A 19,331-nucleotide genomic window follows, 5' to 3' on the forward strand; every position below is an offset into this window, starting at 1 on the left:
AGCACTACTCCTCACGCTGCCTCATGCGAGCGTCGAACACCGGCCCACGGTTGCCGCGCACTTCCTTCCTTCGTCATCCGGACGAACCGAAGCGAGCAGCCTGCCCGCTTCGCCCCCGCTTCATCGTCACTGCTTCGCTGCCGTCGCCATCGCGAGCGGTTCGGCACGCGGCTCGGCGTCCGCTCCGGCGCGCCGCGCGAGCGTGCTTTCGGCGCTGCTTCGGTACTGCTCGAACTCGCGCGCGAACGCCACCGCGTCGCCGGCCAGCGCCAGCGCTTCCAGCGACGCGCAGAGCCCCGACACGTCGCGCTCGCCGATCATCGCGAACGCGCCGCGCATGCTGTGGATCTCCGCGCGGGCGGCCTTCAGGTCGCCGTATTCGAGCGCGCGCACGATCGCCGCATTGGCCCGATTCGTCGCATCGGCCAGCGCCGCGAGCAGGTCGCGCGGCAGCGGCCCGCGCGTGCTCGCCGGCGCCGGCAGCAGCGCGCGGCCCGGCCGCCACGGGCCGGTGTATTTCGCGATCGCCTGTTCGAGCGAGCGCAGCGACGTCGGCTTTGTGACGATCTCGTCGATGCCGGCTTCCTTCGACAGCCGCATCTCGTCCGGCTCCGCATGCGCGGTCACGGCCAGGATCGGCAGCGCGCGGCCGCGCTCGCGCAGCATCCGCGCGAGCGCATAGCCGTCGAGGCCCGGCATGTTGAGGTCGGTCATCACGATTGCGTAGTCGTGCCGCTCGACGAGATCGAGCGCCTCCGCCACGCTCGACGCCACGTCGGCGCGATAGCCGAGCACGTCGAGCTGGTCGTGTACGAGCGAACGGTTGACCGGGTTGTCGTCGACGAACAGCACGCGCAGGTCGGGCGCGTCGCCGCCGGCCGGGGCCGGCTGCAACCCGTGCTGATGGTCGAGCGGCAGCGGCAGCGACACGACGAAGGTCGAACCGACGTTCGGCACGCTGTCCACCGCGATGCGCCCGCCCATCGATTCCGCGAGCCGGTTGCTCAGCGGCAGGCCGATGCCCGTGCCGCCGAAGCGGCGCGCGATCGATTCGTCGGCCTGCGCGAACGGCTCGAACACGTGTTCGAGCTGCGCGGCCGTCATGCCGATGCCGGAATCGCTGACGCGGATCATCACCGGCGTGCCGTCGGCCGCGGGCGCCGTCACCGACAGCGCGACCGTGCCGCGGTCGGTGAACTTGATCGCGTTGCTGACCAGGTTGACGACGATCTGCCGCACCCGCAGCGGATCGCCCACGTACGGCCGTGCCGCCTGCACGTCGACGTCGACGCGCAGCGCCACGCCCTTCGCGCGCGCGATCGGCTCGAACAGCTCGACGATGTCGCGCGCGAGTTCGTCGATGCGGAAGCTGGTCGCTTCGAGCGTCATCCGGTCGGCCTCGATCTTGGTCATGTCGAGCACGTTGTTCAGCATGTCGAGCAGCATCCGCGCGGCCGACGTGACCGCGTGCAGCCGCGACTTCTCGCGATTGCGGTCGGGCGCCTTGTCGAGCAGTTCGAGATTGCCGAGCATCGCGTTCAGCGGCGTGCGGATCTCGTGGCTGATCGTCGCGAGGAACGTCGATTTCGCGCGGTTCGCGCTGTCGAGCGCGCGCTCGGTGTCGGCGCGCGTCGTGATGTCGGAGAAGCCGCATAGCAGCGTGTCCTTGCCGCGGTAGCGCACGCGCACGAAGTTCACGAGCAGGTCGCGCGCGCGGCCGTCGTCGAGCGTCACCGGGAATTCCACGTCGAGTTGCACGGGCGCGCCGTCGGCCCCCTGCCGGTAGCGCGCGAGCAGGCGTTCGTGCAGCGGCGGGTCGCCGGCCGCGCTTTCGTACAGCTCGTGCATCCGGTTGCGCAGCAGCACCGTGTCGGTGTCGAGCGATACGAGCACGATGCCGAACGGCGACGTCGCGATGATCGCGCGGCTCATCTCGTCGGTTTCGAACACGCGGCGCGAGCGGCGGAACACCGGCGCGAACACCTTCAGGTCGAATGCGATCACGAGCGACCACAGCACGGCGAGGATCAGCGCGGCCACGCCGAATTCGCGCACGATCGTCGGCCAGATTGCGATCGCGATCGTGCGCCATGAGTACGCGTAGACGATCGCGAAGCCCGTGTCGGCGATCCGGTCGCTGATCGTGAACACGCCGTGCAGATAGCTTTCGTCGAAGCGGTCGAGGCCGCGCCGCCACACGTTCTGGGCGAGCGCGTGGCGCATCAGCGCGGCGCCGTCGATCGACGCGCGCGTGCGGTCCTCGTCCAGCAGCACGCGGCCGGACTGGTCGACCAGCATCACCACCGCGTCTTCCGGCGCCTGCTTCAGCCTTTCGTCAAGCACGTTCACGTCGAGATCGCTGACGAAGGTCATGAAATGCCGCGGGCCGTCGAACGCGGGTTCGACGAGGCGGAACACCTTCTTGCCGGTGAGCGGGTCGATCGCGGGCGGCTCCCACGCGATGCGCCGCGTCGAGCGCCAGTAGCGCGCAACGGCCGGGTTCGACCAGTCGGCCACGTTGAACGCGAGGCGGTCGATCAGCGCGCGCGTGTCGGCCACGCCGATGCGCTCCAGCACGTCGCGATACGGCATCGACGGCGGCGGCGTGATCGCGAGCACGTTGCGCTCGGGGCTGTACGCGTAGCCCGACAGCGGCATCCCCGATTGCCGCTCGGCGGCGGCCACGGAGATCGTCAGCCGCTCCATCAGTTGAACGTATTCGTCGGATTCGTTGCCGGCCAGCGCGTCGGGCGTCACGGTCACGAAGATGTCGCTCACGTTGCGCAACGGCGACAGCACGACGTGGCCGTCGCGCGCGAGCGCCTCGGCCGCGCTGTGCGAATGGCGCGGGTGGCTGTTCCACAGCAGCTCCGCGTTGATCACCGAGCGCCGCACCGACGCCTGTTTCGCATCGATCTCGAGTTCGACGAGCGCTTTGTGCGTGGTGAACAGCTCGCGCCGCTTGGCGATGTAGTCGTGCACCGAGCCGTCCAGCAGCACGCTCGTCGCGAACAGGATCACGAGCGATAGCACGGCAGCGCCGCCGTACAGCGTGAAGCGCTGGTAGCGGTGCAGCAGGCTCAGGTCGTGCGCCTCGCCGTCGATCGACGCGAACGGCGCGTTGGCGTCCGTCGGGGACGCGAACAGGTTTCGGATGGGCATGGGACGAATACCGTGAAATCAATGCGCAAATCGGGGCCGCGTGCTACGCGGACGGCGAAGCCGTCGGCGCATCGCGACGCGTAGCGATATCCGTAAGCCGTGTGGGATGGAAGGCGTTTGCACTGCCGGCTCGGGGAACGAGCCAATTATCGGGATGGCGGGGGCGCCGGTATGTAGGGCAGTCCGAAGTAATGTGCCCGGAGCGGTAGGACTGGTCCTAGTTTGCGACGCGGCCCGCGCGTTGCGTTTATAAGGCGCGACTGGTGTGCAAGTCAAACGTCACGACGTTTTGGTGCGGCGCGGTGTGGTGCTTTCCTCGCAGAAGTGTCAGGCATCGTCATATTCAGACCAGTCTTAGTAAATATGTTTTACCTCGGCCGGCTGTCTGATTATCGAACGCACTTGTAAAAAATATATTGGCTCACGTAGCTCAAATTCCGTCTCACACTTTTGTATAGAGGCAATTAACGTGAACAAAACTTATCGGACCGTCTGGAACGCGTCGACAGGTACATGGGCAGCCGCCGAAGAAACGGCTCGCTCGAAATCGAAGGGATCGTCGCGCGCGGCGCGCAAGGCGCTGGCTGCAGTTGCGCTGGGTGGCGTCTCGATTAGCGGCGCCTATGCCGCGGACGCGTGTACGACCGAGGACGGGACGTCTGGGGCGCTGGATGTTGCAGGTATCTGTCAAACGGGAAGCACGATCAGCACGCGTTCGATCGGTACGCTGGCGGCGTTGGACGATACGGCAATTAAGGTGAATACAGTGGCTGGCGGTCCCGCAACGGCTACGGCAGAGCGGGATATCGCCATTGGCGCGGGTGCGATAACCAATAGCAAATATTCTCCGGGGGGAGCCGGGGGGGATTACGCCACGGCGATTGGTGCCAGCGCGTCGGCCGGCGGAACGTCGGCGACGGCGATTGGCGCTGGTGCTACGGCCTCGACAGGTGTCAATACCGCCCGTTCTAATGCGACCGCGTTGGGATCTCGGTCTTTGTCCTCGGCAGTCGGTGCAACGGCTGTCGGCTTTGGCGCGAGCGCCACGGCGGGAAATTCGGTTGCATTGGGTACGAATAGCGTGGCCGATCGAGTCAATGTCGTCTCCGTCGGGTCGACGAGCCAGCAGCGCCAGATCGCCAACGTTGCTGCCGGCACGCAGGACACCGATGCCGTGAACGTCGGCCAGCTGAATACAGCGATTGCGAACATCGGCGTCAACAGCCCGTACTTCAAGGCGAATGGAGCCGGCGACGGCAGCGACGATGCCGCGGCCACCGGGGTCGGCTCGGTTGCGATCGGCTCGAAGGCGAAGACCCTCGCCGACGGCGGCGTCGCGATCGGTGGCAGCGCCACCGCGGGCATGGCCAACAGTATCGCGATCGGTAGTGCCGCGATCGCCTCACAGGATGGCGTGGCTATCGGTCAGGGCGCGCGTGCGGAAAATGCGAATGCAATTTCGATCGGTGCCAGGTCGTCGGCAAGCGTGAACGGGACGTCGTTCGGCAATAACGCGCTTGCTGCCTCGAATGCTGTTGCGTTGGGCAACAATGCATCGGCGGGTGGCGATAACTCGGTTGCGCTGGGTAACGGGTCGGTCGCCCTGTCGAGCAACGTCGTATCGGTCGGCAGTGCCGGTAACGAGCGGAAAATCGTGAACGTGGCCGACGGTACGCTCTCGGCGACCAGCAAGGACAGCGTGAACGGTTCGCAACTGTTCGCGACGAATACGCGCGTCGGTTCGCTGGAGGATTCGCTGAAGGGCGGTGGCGTAATCGACCCGGAGACGGGCGAATCGCTGGCGGTGGTGTACGACGGCACGGCGAAGGACAAAGTCACGCTGGGCGGCGGTACTGGCGGCACGACGCTTGCGAACGTGAAGGCGGGTGTCGCCGACACGGACGCGGTGAACGTGAGCCAGCTGAAGGGTTCGGGCCTGATTGGCGACGACGGCAAGGCAATCGCGGCCGTGGTGTACGACAGTGCGGCGAAGGATAAGGTCACGCTGGGTGGCACGGGCGCGACGACGCCGGTGCAGGTCAAGAACGTCGCGAACGCGACGGACGCAAACGACGCGGTGAACCTGAGCCAGTTGAACAAGGCCGTGGCAGATGCCGGTGTGAGCAACCCGTATATCGGCGGGCGCGGCACGGGCACGGCGGCGCAGTCGACGGCGCTCAATGCGGTTGCGCTCGGCCTCGGCTCGGTGGCGAACCAGATCAACACGATCTCGGTGGGTAATTCGGCGACGGGCCTGACGCGTCGGATCACGAACGTGGCCGACGGTAATGCACCGTCGGATGCGGCGACGGTCGGCCAGGTGTCGGACCTGGTCGGCGGCGTGTCGACCCGGACGCAGTCGGCCATCGACGACGTCAACCTCAAGGTTGCAGCACTCGACTCGCGCCTGTCGACGAACTCGGTTGTCGGCATCGATCCCTACGTGAAGGTGGACGGTCAGGGCGACGGATCGGACAACGCGAGCGTCCCGGTGGGCAGCTATGGCGTGGCGATCGGGGCCGATGCGAACGCGAGCGGCACGACCGGCATCGCGATCGGCGCGGCGGCGTCGTCGACCGGCACCAGCTCGATCGCGTTCGGCACGGGCGCGAATGCGACGGCCAACAACGCCATGGCATTCGGTGCCAACAGCAACGCGACCGGTACCGGCGCTACAGCGCTCGGCAACGGCACGAACGCAACCGGAAACTATGCGGTGGCGCTCGGCCTGAACGCGAACGCGGCCGGTACCAACGGTCTCGCGCTCGGCAATTCGTCGAATGCGGCAGGGGCCGACTCCGTCGCGCTCGGTACGTTGTCGAACGTCGCTTCGGCCGCGACGAATTCGCTCGCGCTCGGCCGTGCCGCACAGGTGCAGGCCGCCGCGACGAACTCGGTCGCGCTTGGCGCGGGTTCGGTGGCGAACCGGATCAACTCGATCTCGGTCGGTAGCGTCGGCGCGGAACGCCAGATCACCAACGTCGCGACCGGTACGGCCGGGACCGACGCGGTGAACGTCGACCAGTTGAAGAAGTACGTTGCAGACAATGCGGGTGACGGCGGCAACCCGCTGGCGGTAGCCTACGACGACGACACGAAGGGCACGGTCACGCTGGCCGGCACGGGTGGCACGAAGCTGACGAACGTGGCGCCGGGCGCGGTGAACGCGACGAGCACGGACGCGATCAACGGCTCGCAGCTTTACGGCACGGCGAACAGCGTGGCGAACGCGCTGGGCGGCGGCTCGACCGTTGGCGCGAATGGCAACGTGACGGCACCGACCTATTCGTTGACCGATCCGGCCGGCGGTGCTGAAAAGGTCGATTACCACAATGTCGGCGATGCGCTGACGAACCTGGACGGTCGCGTGGCAGCGAACACGGGCGATCTGGCGGATCTGCGAGATGCGTTGCACGACGGTGGCGTGATCGACCCGACGACGGGCGAATCGCTGGCGGTGGTGTACGACAGCTCGGCGAAGGACAGCGTGACGCTGGGCAGCGCCGGTACGCCGGTGGCGATCCACAACGTGGCGGATGGTGCGCTGTCGGCGACGAGCAAGGATGCCGTGAACGGTTCGCAGCTGTTCGCGACGAACACGCGTGTCGGCTCGCTGGAAGACTCGCTGCACGATGGCGGTGTGATCGACCCGACGACGGGCGAATCGCTGGCGGTGGTGTACGACAGCACGGCGAAGGACAAGGTCACGCTGGGCGGCGGTACTGGCGGCACGACGCTTGCGAACGTGAAGGCGGGCGTTGCCGACACGGACGCGGTGAACGTGAGCCAGTTGAAGGGTTCCGGCCTGATTGGCGACGACGGCAAGGCGATTGCCGCGGTGACGTACGACCGTAACGCGGACGGCACGCCGAACTACGGTTCGGTGACGCTGGGAGACGGCACGAACCCGACGCAACTGAAGCACGTGGCGGACGCAACCGACGACGGCGACGCGCTGAACCTCGGCCAGTTGAAGAACGCGGGCCTGGTCGGCGACGACGGCACGGGCAACCTGACGTCGTTGGCGGTGACGTATGACAGCGCGACGAAGGACAGCGTGACGCTGGGCAACGCCGGTACGCCGGTGGCGATCCACAACGTGGCGGACGGTGCGCTGTCGGCGACGAGCAAGGATGCCGTGAACGGTTCGCAGCTGTTCGCGACGAACCAGAGCATCGGCGATCTGCGCGACTCGCTGCACGACGGTGGCGTGATCGATCCGACGACGGGCGAATCGCTGGCGGTGGTGTACGACAGCACGGCGAAGGACAAGGTCACGCTGGGCGGCGGTACTGGCGGCACGACGCTTGCGAACGTGAAGGCAGGTATTGCCGACATGGATGCGGTGAACGTGAGCCAGCTGAAGGGCTCGGGCTTGATCGGCGACGACGGCAAGGCGATTGCCGCGGTGACGTACGACCGTAATGCGGACGGCACGCCGAACTACGGTTCGGTGACGCTGGGCGACGGCACGAACCCGACGCAACTGAAGCACGTGGCGGACGCAACCGACGACGGCGACGCGCTGAACCTCGGCCAGCTGAAGAACGCGGGCCTGGTCGGCGACGACGGCACGGGCAACCTGACGTCGTTGGCGGTGACATACGACAGCGCGACGAAGGACAGCGTGACGCTGGGCAGCGCCGGTACGCCGGTGGCGATCCACAACGTGGCGGACGGTGCGTTGTCGGCGACGAGCAAGGATGCGGTGAACGGTTCGCAGCTCTACGCGACGAACCAGAGCATCGGCGATCTGCGCGACTCGCTGCACGACGGCGGCGTGATCGACCCGACGACGGGCCAGTCGCTCGCAGTGGTATACGACAGTGCCGCAAAGAACAAGGTCACGTTGGGTGGCACTGGGGCATCGACTCCGGTGGTTCTGTCGAACGTCGCGCAAGGCGTCGCGGGCACCGATGCAGTGAACGTGGATCAGTTGACGGCGGCGCTCAAGGATCTGGATACCGGGCTGAATCCGCTCGCAGTGTCATATGACTCCGCTGCGAAGAGCAGTGTGACGCTGGGCGGTGCGGGTGCATCGTCGCCGGTGGCGCTGAAGAACGTCGCGGCGGGCAAGGACGACACGGACGCAGTGAACGTGGGTCAGCTGAAGGATTCGGGCCTGGTCGGCGACGACGGCTCGGGCAACCTGACGTCGCTGGCGGTGACGTACGACGACGCAACGAAGTCCGGCATCACGCTGGGCGGCGCGGGTGCAACGACGCCGGTAGCGATCCACAACGTGGCGGACGGTGCGCTGTCGGCGACGAGCAAGGATGCGGTGAACGGTTCGCAGCTGTTCGCGACGAACACGCGTGTCGGCTCGCTGGAAGACTCGCTGCACGACGGCGGCGTGATCGACCCGGTGACGGGCGAATCGCTGGCGGTGGTGTACGACAGCACGGCGAAGGACAAGGTCACGCTGGGCGGCGGTGCAGACGGCACGACGCTGTCGAACGTGAAGGCCGGCGTTGCGGACAAGGATGCGGTGAACGTGAGCCAGCTGAAGGGTTCCGGCCTGATCGGGGACGATGGCAAGGCGCTCGCCGCGGTGACGTACGACCGTAACGCGGACGGCACGCCGAACTACGGTTCGGTGACGCTGGGAGACGGCACGAACCCGACGCAACTGAAGCACGTGGCGGACGCAACCGACGACGGCGACGCGCTGAACCTCGGCCAGTTGAAGAACGCGGGCCTGGTCGGCGACGACGGCACGGGCAACCTGACGTCGTTGGCGGTGACGTACGACAGCGCGACGAAGGACAGCGTGACGCTGGGCGGCACGGGCGCATCGACTCCGGTGGAGCTGAAGAATGTCGCGGCGGGCAAGGACGATACCGATGCAGTGAACGTGGGTCAGCTGAAGGATTCGGGCCTGGTCGGCGACGACGGCACGGGCAACCTGACGTCGCTGGCGGTGACGTACGACGACGCGACGAAGTCCGGCATCACGCTGGGCGGCGCGGGTGCAACGACGCCGGTGGCGCTCCACAACGTGGCGGACGGCGCGCTGTCGGCGACGAGCAAGGACGCGGTGAACGGTTCGCAGCTGTTCGCGACGAACACGCGTGTCGGCTCGCTGGAAGACTCGCTGCACAACGGCGGCGTGATCGACCCGACGACGGGCCAATCGCTCGCAGTGGTGTACGACAGCGTCGCAAAGGACAAGGTGACGCTGGGCGGCACGGGTGCAGCGACGCCGGTGCAGTTGAAGAATGTCGCGGCTGCGACGGAAGACACCGACGCGGTGAACCTGGCTCAGTTGAAGGACGCTGGCCTGGTCGCCCCGGTCGATCCGTCGAAGCCGGGCACGGGTCTGGCGTCGCTGGCGGTGACGTACGGCACGAACGCTGACGGCTCGGCAAACTTCGACGAAGTGAAGCTGAAGGGCGCGAACGGCACGACCATCACGAACGTGAAGGCGGGCGTGGCGGATCTGGACGCAGTGAACGTGGGTCAGCTGAAGGACTCGGGTTTGGTAGGCGACGACGGCTCGGGCAACCTGACGTCGCTGGCGGTGACGTACGACGACGCAACGAAGTCCGGCATCACGCTGGGCGGTACGGGTGCAACGACGCCGGTGGCGATCCACAACGTGGCGGACGGCGTACTGTCGGCGACGAGCAAGGACGCGGTGAACGGTTCGCAGCTTTACGCGACGAACCAGAGCATCGGCGATCTGCGCGACTCGCTGCACGACGGTGGCGTGATCGACCCGACGACGGGCCAGTCGCTCGCAGTGGTGTACGACAGCGTCGCAAAGGACAAGGTGACGCTGGGCGGCACGGGCGCATCGTCGCCGGTGCAACTGAAGAACGTTGCGGCCGGCACGGACGACACCGACGCGGTGAACGTGGCTCAGCTGAAGGACGCGGGCCTCGTCGCCCCGGTCGATCCGACGAAGCCGGGCACGGGTCTGGCGTCGCTGGCGGTGACGTACGGCACGAACGCTGACGGCTCGGCGAACTTCGACGAAGTGAAGCTGAAGGGCACGAGCGGCACGACGATCACGAACGTCGCGGCGGGTGCGGTCAACGCAACCAGCACGGATGCGATCAACGGTTCGCAGCTGTACGGCACGGCGAACAGCGTGGCAACCGCGCTGGGTGGCGGCTCGACCGTCGACGCCGGCGGCAACGTGACGGCGCCGACGTACTCGCTGACCGATCCGGCCGGCGGTGCGGGCAAGGTCGACTATCACAACGTCGGCGATGCGCTGACGAACCTGGACGGTCGCGTGGCGACGAATACGGGCGACCTGGCGGATCTGCGCGACTCGCTGCATGACGGCGGCGTGATCGACCCGACGACGGGCGAATCGCTGGCGGTGGTGTACGACAGCACGGCGAAGGACAAGGTCACGCTGGGCGGCACGGGTGCATCGTCGCCGGTGCAACTGAAGAACGTTGCAGCCGGTACGGACGACACCGACGCGGTGAACGTCGCGCAGTTGAAGGATGCGGGCCTGGTCGGCGACGACGGCAAGGGCAGCCTGACATCGCTGGCGGTCTCGTACGACGACGCAACGAAGTCCGGCATCACGCTGGGCGGCACGGGCGCAACGGCACCGGTGGCGATTCACAACGTGGCGGATGGCGCGCTGTCGGCGACGAGCAAGGATGCGGTGAACGGTTCTCAGCTGTTCGCGACGAACACGCGTGTCGGTTCGCTCGAAGACTCGCTGCGCGATGGCGGCGTGATCGATCCGACGACGGGCCAGTCGCTCGCGGTGGTGTACGACAGCGCGACGAAGAACAGCGTGACGCTGGGCGGTGTGGGTGCAGCGGCACCGGTGCAACTGAAGAACGTCGCGGCCGGTACGGACGACACTGACGCGGTGAACGTCGCTCAGCTGAAGGACGCCGGCCTGGTCGCGCCGGTCGATCCGACGAAGCCGGGCACGGGTCTGGCGTCGCTGGCGGTGACGTACGGCACGAACGCTGACGGTTCGGCGAACTTCGACGAAGTGAAGTTGAAGGGCACGGACGGCACGACGATCACGAACGTGGCGGCGGGTGCGGTGAACGCGACGAGCAAGGACGCGATCAACGGTTCGCAGCTGTACGGCACGGCGCAGAGCGTGGCGGACACCATTGGTGGCGGCACGACGGTCGGCGCGGACGGCACGCTCGGGAACACGGCGATCGAAGTGAACGGCCAGAAGTACTCGACCGTGGCGGAAGCCGTGCAAGCGGCGGCGGCCTACGGCGCGACCGATTCGCTCGCGGTGCGTTACGACCTGAACAGCGACGGCACGCCGAACTTCGGTTCGGTGACCCTCGGTGGGTCGGGCGCCGCACCGGTGCGGCTGACGAACGTCGCAGACGGCGCAAGCCAGTACGACGCCGTGAACTACGGGCAGTTGAGCGCGCTGAACGACAAGATCGGCAACCTCGACGACCGGGTGGGCGGGCTTGAGCTGAAGCCGGGCAATCCGGGCGGCGGCGGCGGTTCGGGCGACAGCCCGTACTTCGGCGCGACCGACAAGACCGCGGGCGGCTCGTCGGCGGCGAACCCCGGCACCGGCACCGGCAACGTGGCGGCAGGCTCCGGCTCGTCGATCGGCACCGGCGTGAACAACGGCACGGCGATCGGCTCCGGTTCGACGGTGGCCGCAGGCGGCGGCACGGCGATCGGTGCGGGGTCGGCCGCGAAGGGCGAGAACGCGACGGCGATCGGGCAGGGTTCGAGCGCAACGGGTGCGAACTCGGTGGCGATCGGCTCGGGTTCCGTGGCGACCGGGGCGAACACCGCCTCGTTCGGTGACGGCACCGAAGCCGGCAATCGCCGGATCGTGAACATCGCCGACGGTGTCGGTGCGAACGACGCTGCGACGAAGGGTCAGCTCGACCGTGCGGTTGGCGGTCTGGCAGGCCAGATCAACGACGTGTCGAAGAACGCGTACTCGGGTATCGCGGCAGCCACCGCGCTGACGATGATTCCGGGCGTGGATCCGGGCAAGACGTTGTCGTTCGGTGTTGGCGGTGCGACCTACAAGGGCTATCAGGCAGTGGCGTTCGGCGGCGAAGCCCGCATCACGCAGAACCTGAAGATGAAGGCCGGCGTGGGTCTGTCGAGCGGCGGCAACACGGTTGGCGTGGGCGCGTCGTACCAGTGGTAAGGCGCGGGGCGGGGCGTTGAGCCCCGCCCGCGCAACGCCGTTGCGATCTTTCAAACCTCTCATACAAGCGCGTCCGCCTGCGAGCGGACGCCCATTCAAGACCATGACTTCAAAGCTTTTGCGCGTCGCGTCGATCGGCGCGTTCGCGATGATGCTCGGTGCGTGTACGACGCAATCCGGGCTCACCTATGACATTCGTGCGGTATCGATTCCGGGCAAACCGGACAACGTGTTCCGCGTGAGTTGCGACGGCATGCTCGGCAGCGCGAATGCGTGTGCGCGCGCGGCGGAAGAGTTCTGCCAGGGCAAGGGCTTCACGCCGCTCGAGATGATCGACCGCGTCTACAGCCGCGCGCCGATGAAGGACCCGCGCGAAATCACGTTCATCTGCGGCAAGCCGCAGCCGGTCGCGCAGCCCGCGCCGGCACCTGCACCGCAGCCGGCGCCGCAACCGCAACCGGTTCCGCAACGCCAGGTGCTGCTGCAGGGCGACGCGAATTTCGCGACCGACAGCGCAGCGCTGACGTCGCAGGCCCGCAACGAGCTCGATCGCTTCATCGCCGCCAATCGCGGCGTGGAATTCGCGCGCGTCGCGATCACCGGCTTCACCGATTCGACCGGCGGCGCCGCGCACAACCGCACGCTGTCGGAAGCGCGGGCGCGCACCGTGGTGAACTACCTGCGTTCGAACGGGCTGCAGGCCCGGTCGTTCTCCGCCGAAGGCCTCGGCGCGGCCGACCCCGTTGCGTCCAATGCGACGGCCGACGGCCGTGCGCAGAACCGCCGCGTCGAGATCCGCCTGGACGTGAAATGACGCGATGACCGTATCGCGGCGCCGGTTCGCCGGCGCCGCCAGGGCCTTCGTCGGTCACGAGCCGATGAAGGAGCGGGGCGCACTCGACCGCCGCACCCCGTTGTCCCGGCAGGCATGCCAAGCCGCCCGCTCTGATCGAGCCGGCGGCTTTTTTCTTTTGCGGTGCGGCTGGCGGCGGCCGCTCCCGTCCGATCTTGGCTGATCGCCACCGTTTCATGCGAAACTAGCGGCCAATTACGATCCAGAAAGAACGGCGCGCATGCGCCGTCGCCGGCAATCGGGCGGCCGTTCGGCCCCCCGCGACAGCGGTGAATACTCGGACGACTATGGGAAGCTATCAGATACGTGTGGTACTGGCCGACGACCATCCGGCAACGCTCGTCGGCGTCCAGCATGGGCTGTCGTCGGTGCCGACGATCCGGCTCACCGGCACCGCCGGCAATTCGACCGAGCTGATCGCGCTGCTCGACGCGGGGGCGTGCGACGTCCTGGTGTCCGACTACGCGATGCCCGGCAACGCGCACGGCGACGGCATTGCGCTGTTCTCCTACCTGCAACGCAATTACCCGGCCGTGAAGCTGGTCGTGCTGACCATGCTCGACAACGCGGCGGTGGTCGGCGCGCTGGTTCGGCTCGGCATCGCGTGCATCGTCAGCAAGTCGGATGCGATCGATCACCTGATTCCGGCCGTGCATGCAGCCGCAACGGGCGGCACTTATTATTCGCCGTCGGTGGAGAAGGTCGTGCGCACGCTGTCCGCGCATTCGAGCGTGCGGACCGTCGACCAGGCGCAGAGCCTGAGCAGCCGCGAGATCGAGGTCGTGCGGCTGTATGCATCGGGGATGACCGTCAACGAGATCGCGGAGCAATTGAGCCGCAGCAAGAAGACGATCAGCACGCAGAAAGCGCGCGCGATGCAGAAGCTCGGCGTGGAAAAGGATATCGATCTGCTGCGCTACGCGATCGAGCACGGGATCGTCGCCGCGTCCGGCAGCGAGGGCAAGGCGGTGGAGCAGGAAGGAGAAGGGGAAGGGCGCACCGATTCGGCCTGACCGGCGCGCCGGCGAGGTTCGGGTGCCCGGTCATGCGGGCGCGTGCAGCCGGCCATGCGCCGGCATGGTCGCCGCGCTGTCAGCGCGGACGTTCGTCGATGGCCGGCAGCGGCGTCGCATAACCGTAGTCGGACACCAGCCCGCACGCGATCGCGTAGCGGACGAGATCGACGTCGCGCTCGATGCCCAGTTTCTGCATCGCCGAACTCTTCTGCGTACTGATCGTTTTCTTGCTGCGGCTCAATTGCTCGGCGATGTCGTTGACCGACAGGCCCGACGCGAAGAGACGAATCACTTCCACCTCGCGCGCGGACAGCGCCGGCGCCTTGCCGCCCGTGTTGCCGGCGGCCCGCAGGATGCGGTCCATCGACGGCGACAGGTAGCGGCCGTTCGTGTAGGCCGCGTGAATCGCCATCGTCAGATGGCTCGTCATGTCGGATTTGCTGACCACGCACGCGATGCCGAGGTCGAGCAGCGCGCGCAGCGCCACCGCGTTTTCCATCATCGTCATCACGACGATGCGCAGATTCGGGTAACGCTTCAGGATCGCGGTGAACATCGCGAGGCCGTCGCCGTATTCGGTGCCGGGCATCGCGTAATCGGACACGAGCACGTCGCACGGATGGCTTGCGAGCGTTTCCATCAGTTCGGTCGAATTGTTGGCGCTCGCGACCACCGCGAGCGTATTCGTCGCGGACAGTTCGTAGCGGGCGCCGATGACCACCGCCGGATGGTCGTCGGCGATTACGATGCGAATGGAGAAGTTTCCTGGCATGTCGGTTGTACCTTCATGTTGCGCCACGCGGCGGGAGCCGTGCGGCGGAGGTCGGCACGAATGCATGCGCGTCCGGCGTGCAACGCAGGCCGGACGCGATGTCGTCGCGCCGACGGCCGGTAGCGGCTCGTTCGGAACCGCTATCGGTCGTCGGCCGAAAAAGCGGGGGATCGCTCCCCCGCTTCGGTTCGATGCTCCGCGCGAGGCGGAGCCGTCCGGTCAGAACTCGTAGCCGACCTGCGCACGCACACCTGCATCGCCCGTCGACGTGACGGACACGGCGCCGTTCATCAGCCACTTGCCGTCGCGCGTCCGGTAGGTCGCACCGGCCGCGATCGCCGAGCCGCTCTTGTAGTTCGCGGCGCCGGCCGCGACGACGGTCTTGCCCGGCTGCGACGGCGTCAGGTTCGGCATTGCCATGGCGGCCGCGACACCGGCGTACGCGTTCTTCGCGACGTCGTTGATCATCCGGTTCGTTTCGCCGAAACGCTGCTCCATCTGACGCACGTTCACGGCGTCGGTCGGGGCGGTGCCGTCCGCGACATTGGTGATCTGGCGTTCGTGCCCAGCCGAGCCGACCGATACGCTGTTGTCGCGATCCGCCACCGAGCCCGCGCCGATCGCCACCGAACCGCTGCCGGTCGCTTTCGAACCCTGGCCGACGGCCGTGCTGCTGTCGCCCGACGCCACCGCGCCCTGGCCGATCGCCGAGCTGTTGCTGCCCGATGCGTTCGAACCCTGGCCGACCGCCGTGCCACCGTTGCCCGACGCGGCCGAGCCCTGGCCGATGGCCGAGCTGTTCTCGCCCGAGGCGACCGTGCCGTCGCCGACCACGAGCGAGCCTTCGCCGCCCGTGCCGGGGCCGACGAGGCCGCCACCGCCGCCGCCACCACCACCGCCCGAACCGCCGCCGGCTTCGAGGTCACCGACCCGGCCGTCGAGCCGCGCGTATTCCTGCGCGAACCGCTCCTGGAGGTCGTACAGCTGGCCGCCGTTCACGGCTTCCATGCTGCCCGCCGCGATCAGGCCCGGCCCGACGTTGAGCAGTTTGGTGCCTGCCGACCCGCCGAAGGTCACGCTGGCAAGCGAGATGTCGTCATACGTGACGGCCGCGATTTCCTTGCCCGTGTAGTCGATGAGGCCCGTCGCCCTCAACTGCGCGATCGTCACCGCGTCGTCGTCGTTCACGCCGTTCGCGACGCCCGACAGCGTGCGGTTGCCCATCGTGCCGGCGAAGTTCACCGCCATGCCGTCGGTATGCGCGCCGACGGTGAGGTCCGCGCCCGGGCCGGCTTGCTGAACGAGGCCCAACGTGCCGCTGCCGATCTGGTCGGCGAGCGATGCAACCGCGCCTTCATTCGTCGTCACGCGGCCGTCGAGGTTGGTCACCGCATCGCCGACCGAGTGAACGGTGGTCGTGCCGCCGCTGCCGTCACCGACCGTGAAGCTCGGAGCGGAGATCGAACCGTCGGGGTTCACGACGGAGCCGCCGCCGATGGCCGATGCGACGCTGTCGGCCACACCGTGCAATTGCGAACCGTTGACCGCATCGCTGCTCGTCGCCGAGACGGCGCCTGCCTTGACGCCGGTCAACGTGCGCGCGCCGTCCGTGCCGGTGAAATCGACGGCTGCGCCATCGGTATTCGCGCCGACCGTGATATTCGCGCCTGCGCCGGCTTGCTGAACGAGGCCGACCGTGCCGCTGCCGATCTGGTCGGCGAGCGACGCGATGTCGCCTTCGTTCGTCGTCACGCGACCGTCGAGGTTCGTGAGCGCACCGCCGACCGACGTGACCGTGGTCGTGCCGCCGCTGCCGTCGCCGAGCGTGAAGCTCGGAGCGGAGATCGAACCGTCCGGGTTCACTGCCGAGCCGCCGCCGATGGCCGATGCGACGCTGTCGGCCACACCATGCAATTGCGAACCGTTGACCGCATCGCTGCTCGTCGCCGAGACGGTGCCTGCCTTGACGCCGGTCAGCGTGCGCGCGCCGTCCGTGCCGGTGAAGTCGACGGCTGCACCGTCGGTGTTTGCGCCGACCGTGATATTCGCGCCTGCGCCGGCTTGCTGGACGAGGCCGACCGTGCCGCTGCCGATCTGGTCGGCGAGCGATGCGATGTCGCCTTCGTTGGTGGTGACGCGACCGTCGAGGTTCGCCACGGCGCCGCCGACGGAGCGAACCGTGGTCGTGCCGCCGCTGCCGTCGCCGAGCGTGAAGCTCGGAGCGGAGATCGAACCGTCGGGGTTCACTGCAGAGCCGCCGCCGATAGCCGATGCGACGCTGTCCGCCACGCCGTGCAGTTGCGAGCCGTTGACCGCATCGCTGCTCGTCGCCGAGACGGCGCCTGCCTTGACGCCGGTCAGCGTGCGCGCGCCGTCCGTGCCGGTGAAATCGACGGCTGCGCCATCGGTATTCGCGCCGACCGTGATATTCGCGCCTGCGCCGGCTTGCTGGACGAGGCCGACCGTGCCGCTGCCGATCTGGTCGGCGAGTGACGCGATGTCGCCTTCGTTCGTCGTGACGCGACCGTCGAGGTTTGCCACGGCGCCGCCGACGGAGCGAACCGTGGTCGTGCCGCCGCTGCCGTCGCCGAGCGTGAAGCTCGGAGCGGAGATCGAACCGTCGGCGTTCACGACGGAACCGCCGCCGATGGCCGATGCCACGCTGTCGGCAACGCCGTACAGTTGCGAGCCGTTCACGGCTTCCTCGCTCGATGCCGAGACGGTGCCTGCCTTGACGCCGGTCAGCGTGCGCGCGCCGTCCGTGCCGGTGAAATCGACGGCTGCGCCATCGGTGTTCGCGCCGACCGTGATATTTGCGCCTGCGCCGGCTTGCTGGACGAGGCCGACCGTGCCGCTGCCGATCTGGTCGGCGAGCGATGCGATGTCGCCTTCGTTGGTGGTGACGCGACCGTCGAGGTTTGCCACGGCGCCGCCGACGGAGCGAACCGTGGTCGTGCCGCCGCTGCCGTCGCCGAGCGTGAAGCTCGGAGCGGAGATCGAACCGTCGGCGTTCACGACGGAACCGCCGCCGATGGCCGATGCCACGCTATCGGCCACGCCGTGCAGTTGCGAACCGTTCACCGCATCGCTGCTCGTCGCCGAGACCGCGCCTGCCTTGACGCCGGTCAACGTGCGTACGCCGTCCGTGCCGGTGAAGTCGACGGCGGTGCCGTCGGTGCTTGCGCCGACCGTCAGGTTGGCACCGGCAGCCGATTGCTGGACGAGGCCGATCGTGCCGTTCGACAGACCGTCCAGCTTGGTGTTGATCGTCGTGATGTCGCCCGTGTTGCGCGCAATATTGCCGTTGGCTGTCGTGAGCGCGCCGTCGAGTGCGCCGAGTGCGCCATCGACCGTCGTTTGCGCGCCGCCGTTGGCAAGCGTGTACGTCGGGCCGGTCACGGCGCCCGTCGTCCGGTCGATGGCGGCGCCGCCGCCCAGTGCGGTCACGACCGGCTGGAGCTGGCTGACGTTCACCGCGTCCGTCGCTTGCGTACCGGCTGCGACGTTGACGACCTGGCGCCGCTGTGCGGCCGAACCGACGGACACGGTGTAGTCGCGATCCGCGACCGCGTCTGTACCGAGGGCAACCGAGCTTGTGCCTTGTGCATTCGCCCGGAAGCCGACGCTGATTGCCGACGGGCCGCGTGCCTGTGCGCTTTGGCCGACCGCAATTCCATTGACGCCCGTTGCAACTGCGCCCGAGCCCAATACCGTGGCGTTGGTTGCACCAGCCGTGGCAGAACGGCCGATGGCCGTGGCATTGGCTTGTGTGCTTGCGGCTGCGCTGCCGATCGCGATCGAACCCGTGTCGATCGCCTGTGTTGCTGCTCCAATTGCCAACGAGTGTGCGCCGGACGCGGTTGCCACGGTGCCCAGGGCGATTGCACTTTCGCCGGAGGCGGATGACGTCGAGCCGATCGCGATCGCCCAATGCGTCGTCGCGCTTGCGGCATAGCCGAGCGCCGTATTGGATAGCGCGGTGGCGGCGGAATTTACGCCAACGGCAACGGCGTTGCCCCCCGCCGCATTTGCACCGGACCCAGCTTCATAAGACAGTGCGCCTGCCATCGTGCCGATCGACTGCGTACCCATTGCGGCTCCGACCTGGCAGATGCCGGTGGCATCGACCGAGCCCGCTTTACCATCCTCGGTCGTACACGCATCGGCCGCGAACGCGCCGCCGATCGACGCGCTGCCCAGCGCGAGCGCTGCCACGGCCTGGCGCGCTGCGCGCGCCGAGCCCTTCGAGCGCGAGCGCGCCGTTTCGGCCACGGCCGTCCATGTGCCCGTCGCCGTGTTCCAGATGTTGCGATATGTCTTATTCATTGACCTACTCCTTTCAGTTCGTCAGGTTGGTAGGCCAATGGTAGGGATCGGTCTCGTCCGATTCTGTCGTCCAAAACC

Annotated in this window: 6 protein-coding genes; 3 read left to right on the plus strand and 3 right to left on the minus strand. The window is 67.7% G+C overall.

Translation table 11 applies throughout. The annotated features are described in order from the left end of the window. Positions 1–126: 126 nt before the first annotated feature. The gene (locus tag WJ16_RS16315; RefSeq protein WP_069258142.1) at positions 127–3,162 is read right to left on the minus strand and encodes an ATP-binding protein; all 3,036 of its coding nucleotides are present in this window, start codon (positions 3,160–3,162) and stop codon (positions 127–129) included. Positions 3,163–3,631: 469 nt separating this feature from the next. Between WJ16_RS16315 and WJ16_RS16320 the strand changes: the two genes are divergently transcribed. The 3 genes from WJ16_RS16320 to WJ16_RS16330 all read left to right on the plus strand — a co-directional run bounded on the left by WJ16_RS16320 (position 3,632) and on the right by WJ16_RS16330 (position 14,152). Continuing rightward, positions 3,632–12,286 (plus strand): YadA-like family protein, encoded by an 8,655-nt coding sequence (locus WJ16_RS16320; protein ID WP_236858273.1) that lies wholly within the window; start codon positions 3,632–3,634, stop codon positions 12,284–12,286. Positions 12,287–12,389: 103 nt separating this feature from the next. Further along, a complete protein-coding gene (locus tag WJ16_RS16325) occupies positions 12,390–13,100 on the plus strand; it encodes an OmpA family protein (RefSeq protein WP_069258143.1) in 711 nt (236 codons plus the stop codon). 326 nt (positions 13,101–13,426) lie between these two features. Continuing rightward, positions 13,427–14,152: a LuxR C-terminal-related transcriptional regulator gene (locus WJ16_RS16330; protein ID WP_069258144.1), complete on the plus strand. Its 726-nt coding sequence runs from the start codon at positions 13,427–13,429 to the stop codon at positions 14,150–14,152. 79 nt (positions 14,153–14,231) lie between these two features. Here the strand turns inward: WJ16_RS16330 and WJ16_RS16335 are convergent, their stop codons facing one another. Together WJ16_RS16335 and WJ16_RS16340 are read right to left on the minus strand one after the other, a co-directional pair. Beyond that, positions 14,232–14,927, minus strand: a complete 696-nt coding sequence (locus WJ16_RS16335; protein ID WP_069258145.1) for a response regulator — start codon at positions 14,925–14,927, stop codon at positions 14,232–14,234. A 219-nt stretch (positions 14,928–15,146) separates the two neighbouring features. Beyond that, positions 15,147–19,253, minus strand: a complete 4,107-nt coding sequence (locus WJ16_RS16340; RefSeq protein ID WP_069258146.1) for an ESPR-type extended signal peptide-containing protein — start codon at positions 19,251–19,253, stop codon at positions 15,147–15,149. Positions 19,254–19,331 lie beyond the last annotated feature (78 nt).

The organism is Burkholderia metallica, assembly GCF_001718555.1.
In the GTDB taxonomy this organism is placed as follows: domain Bacteria; phylum Pseudomonadota; class Gammaproteobacteria; order Burkholderiales; family Burkholderiaceae; genus Burkholderia; species Burkholderia metallica.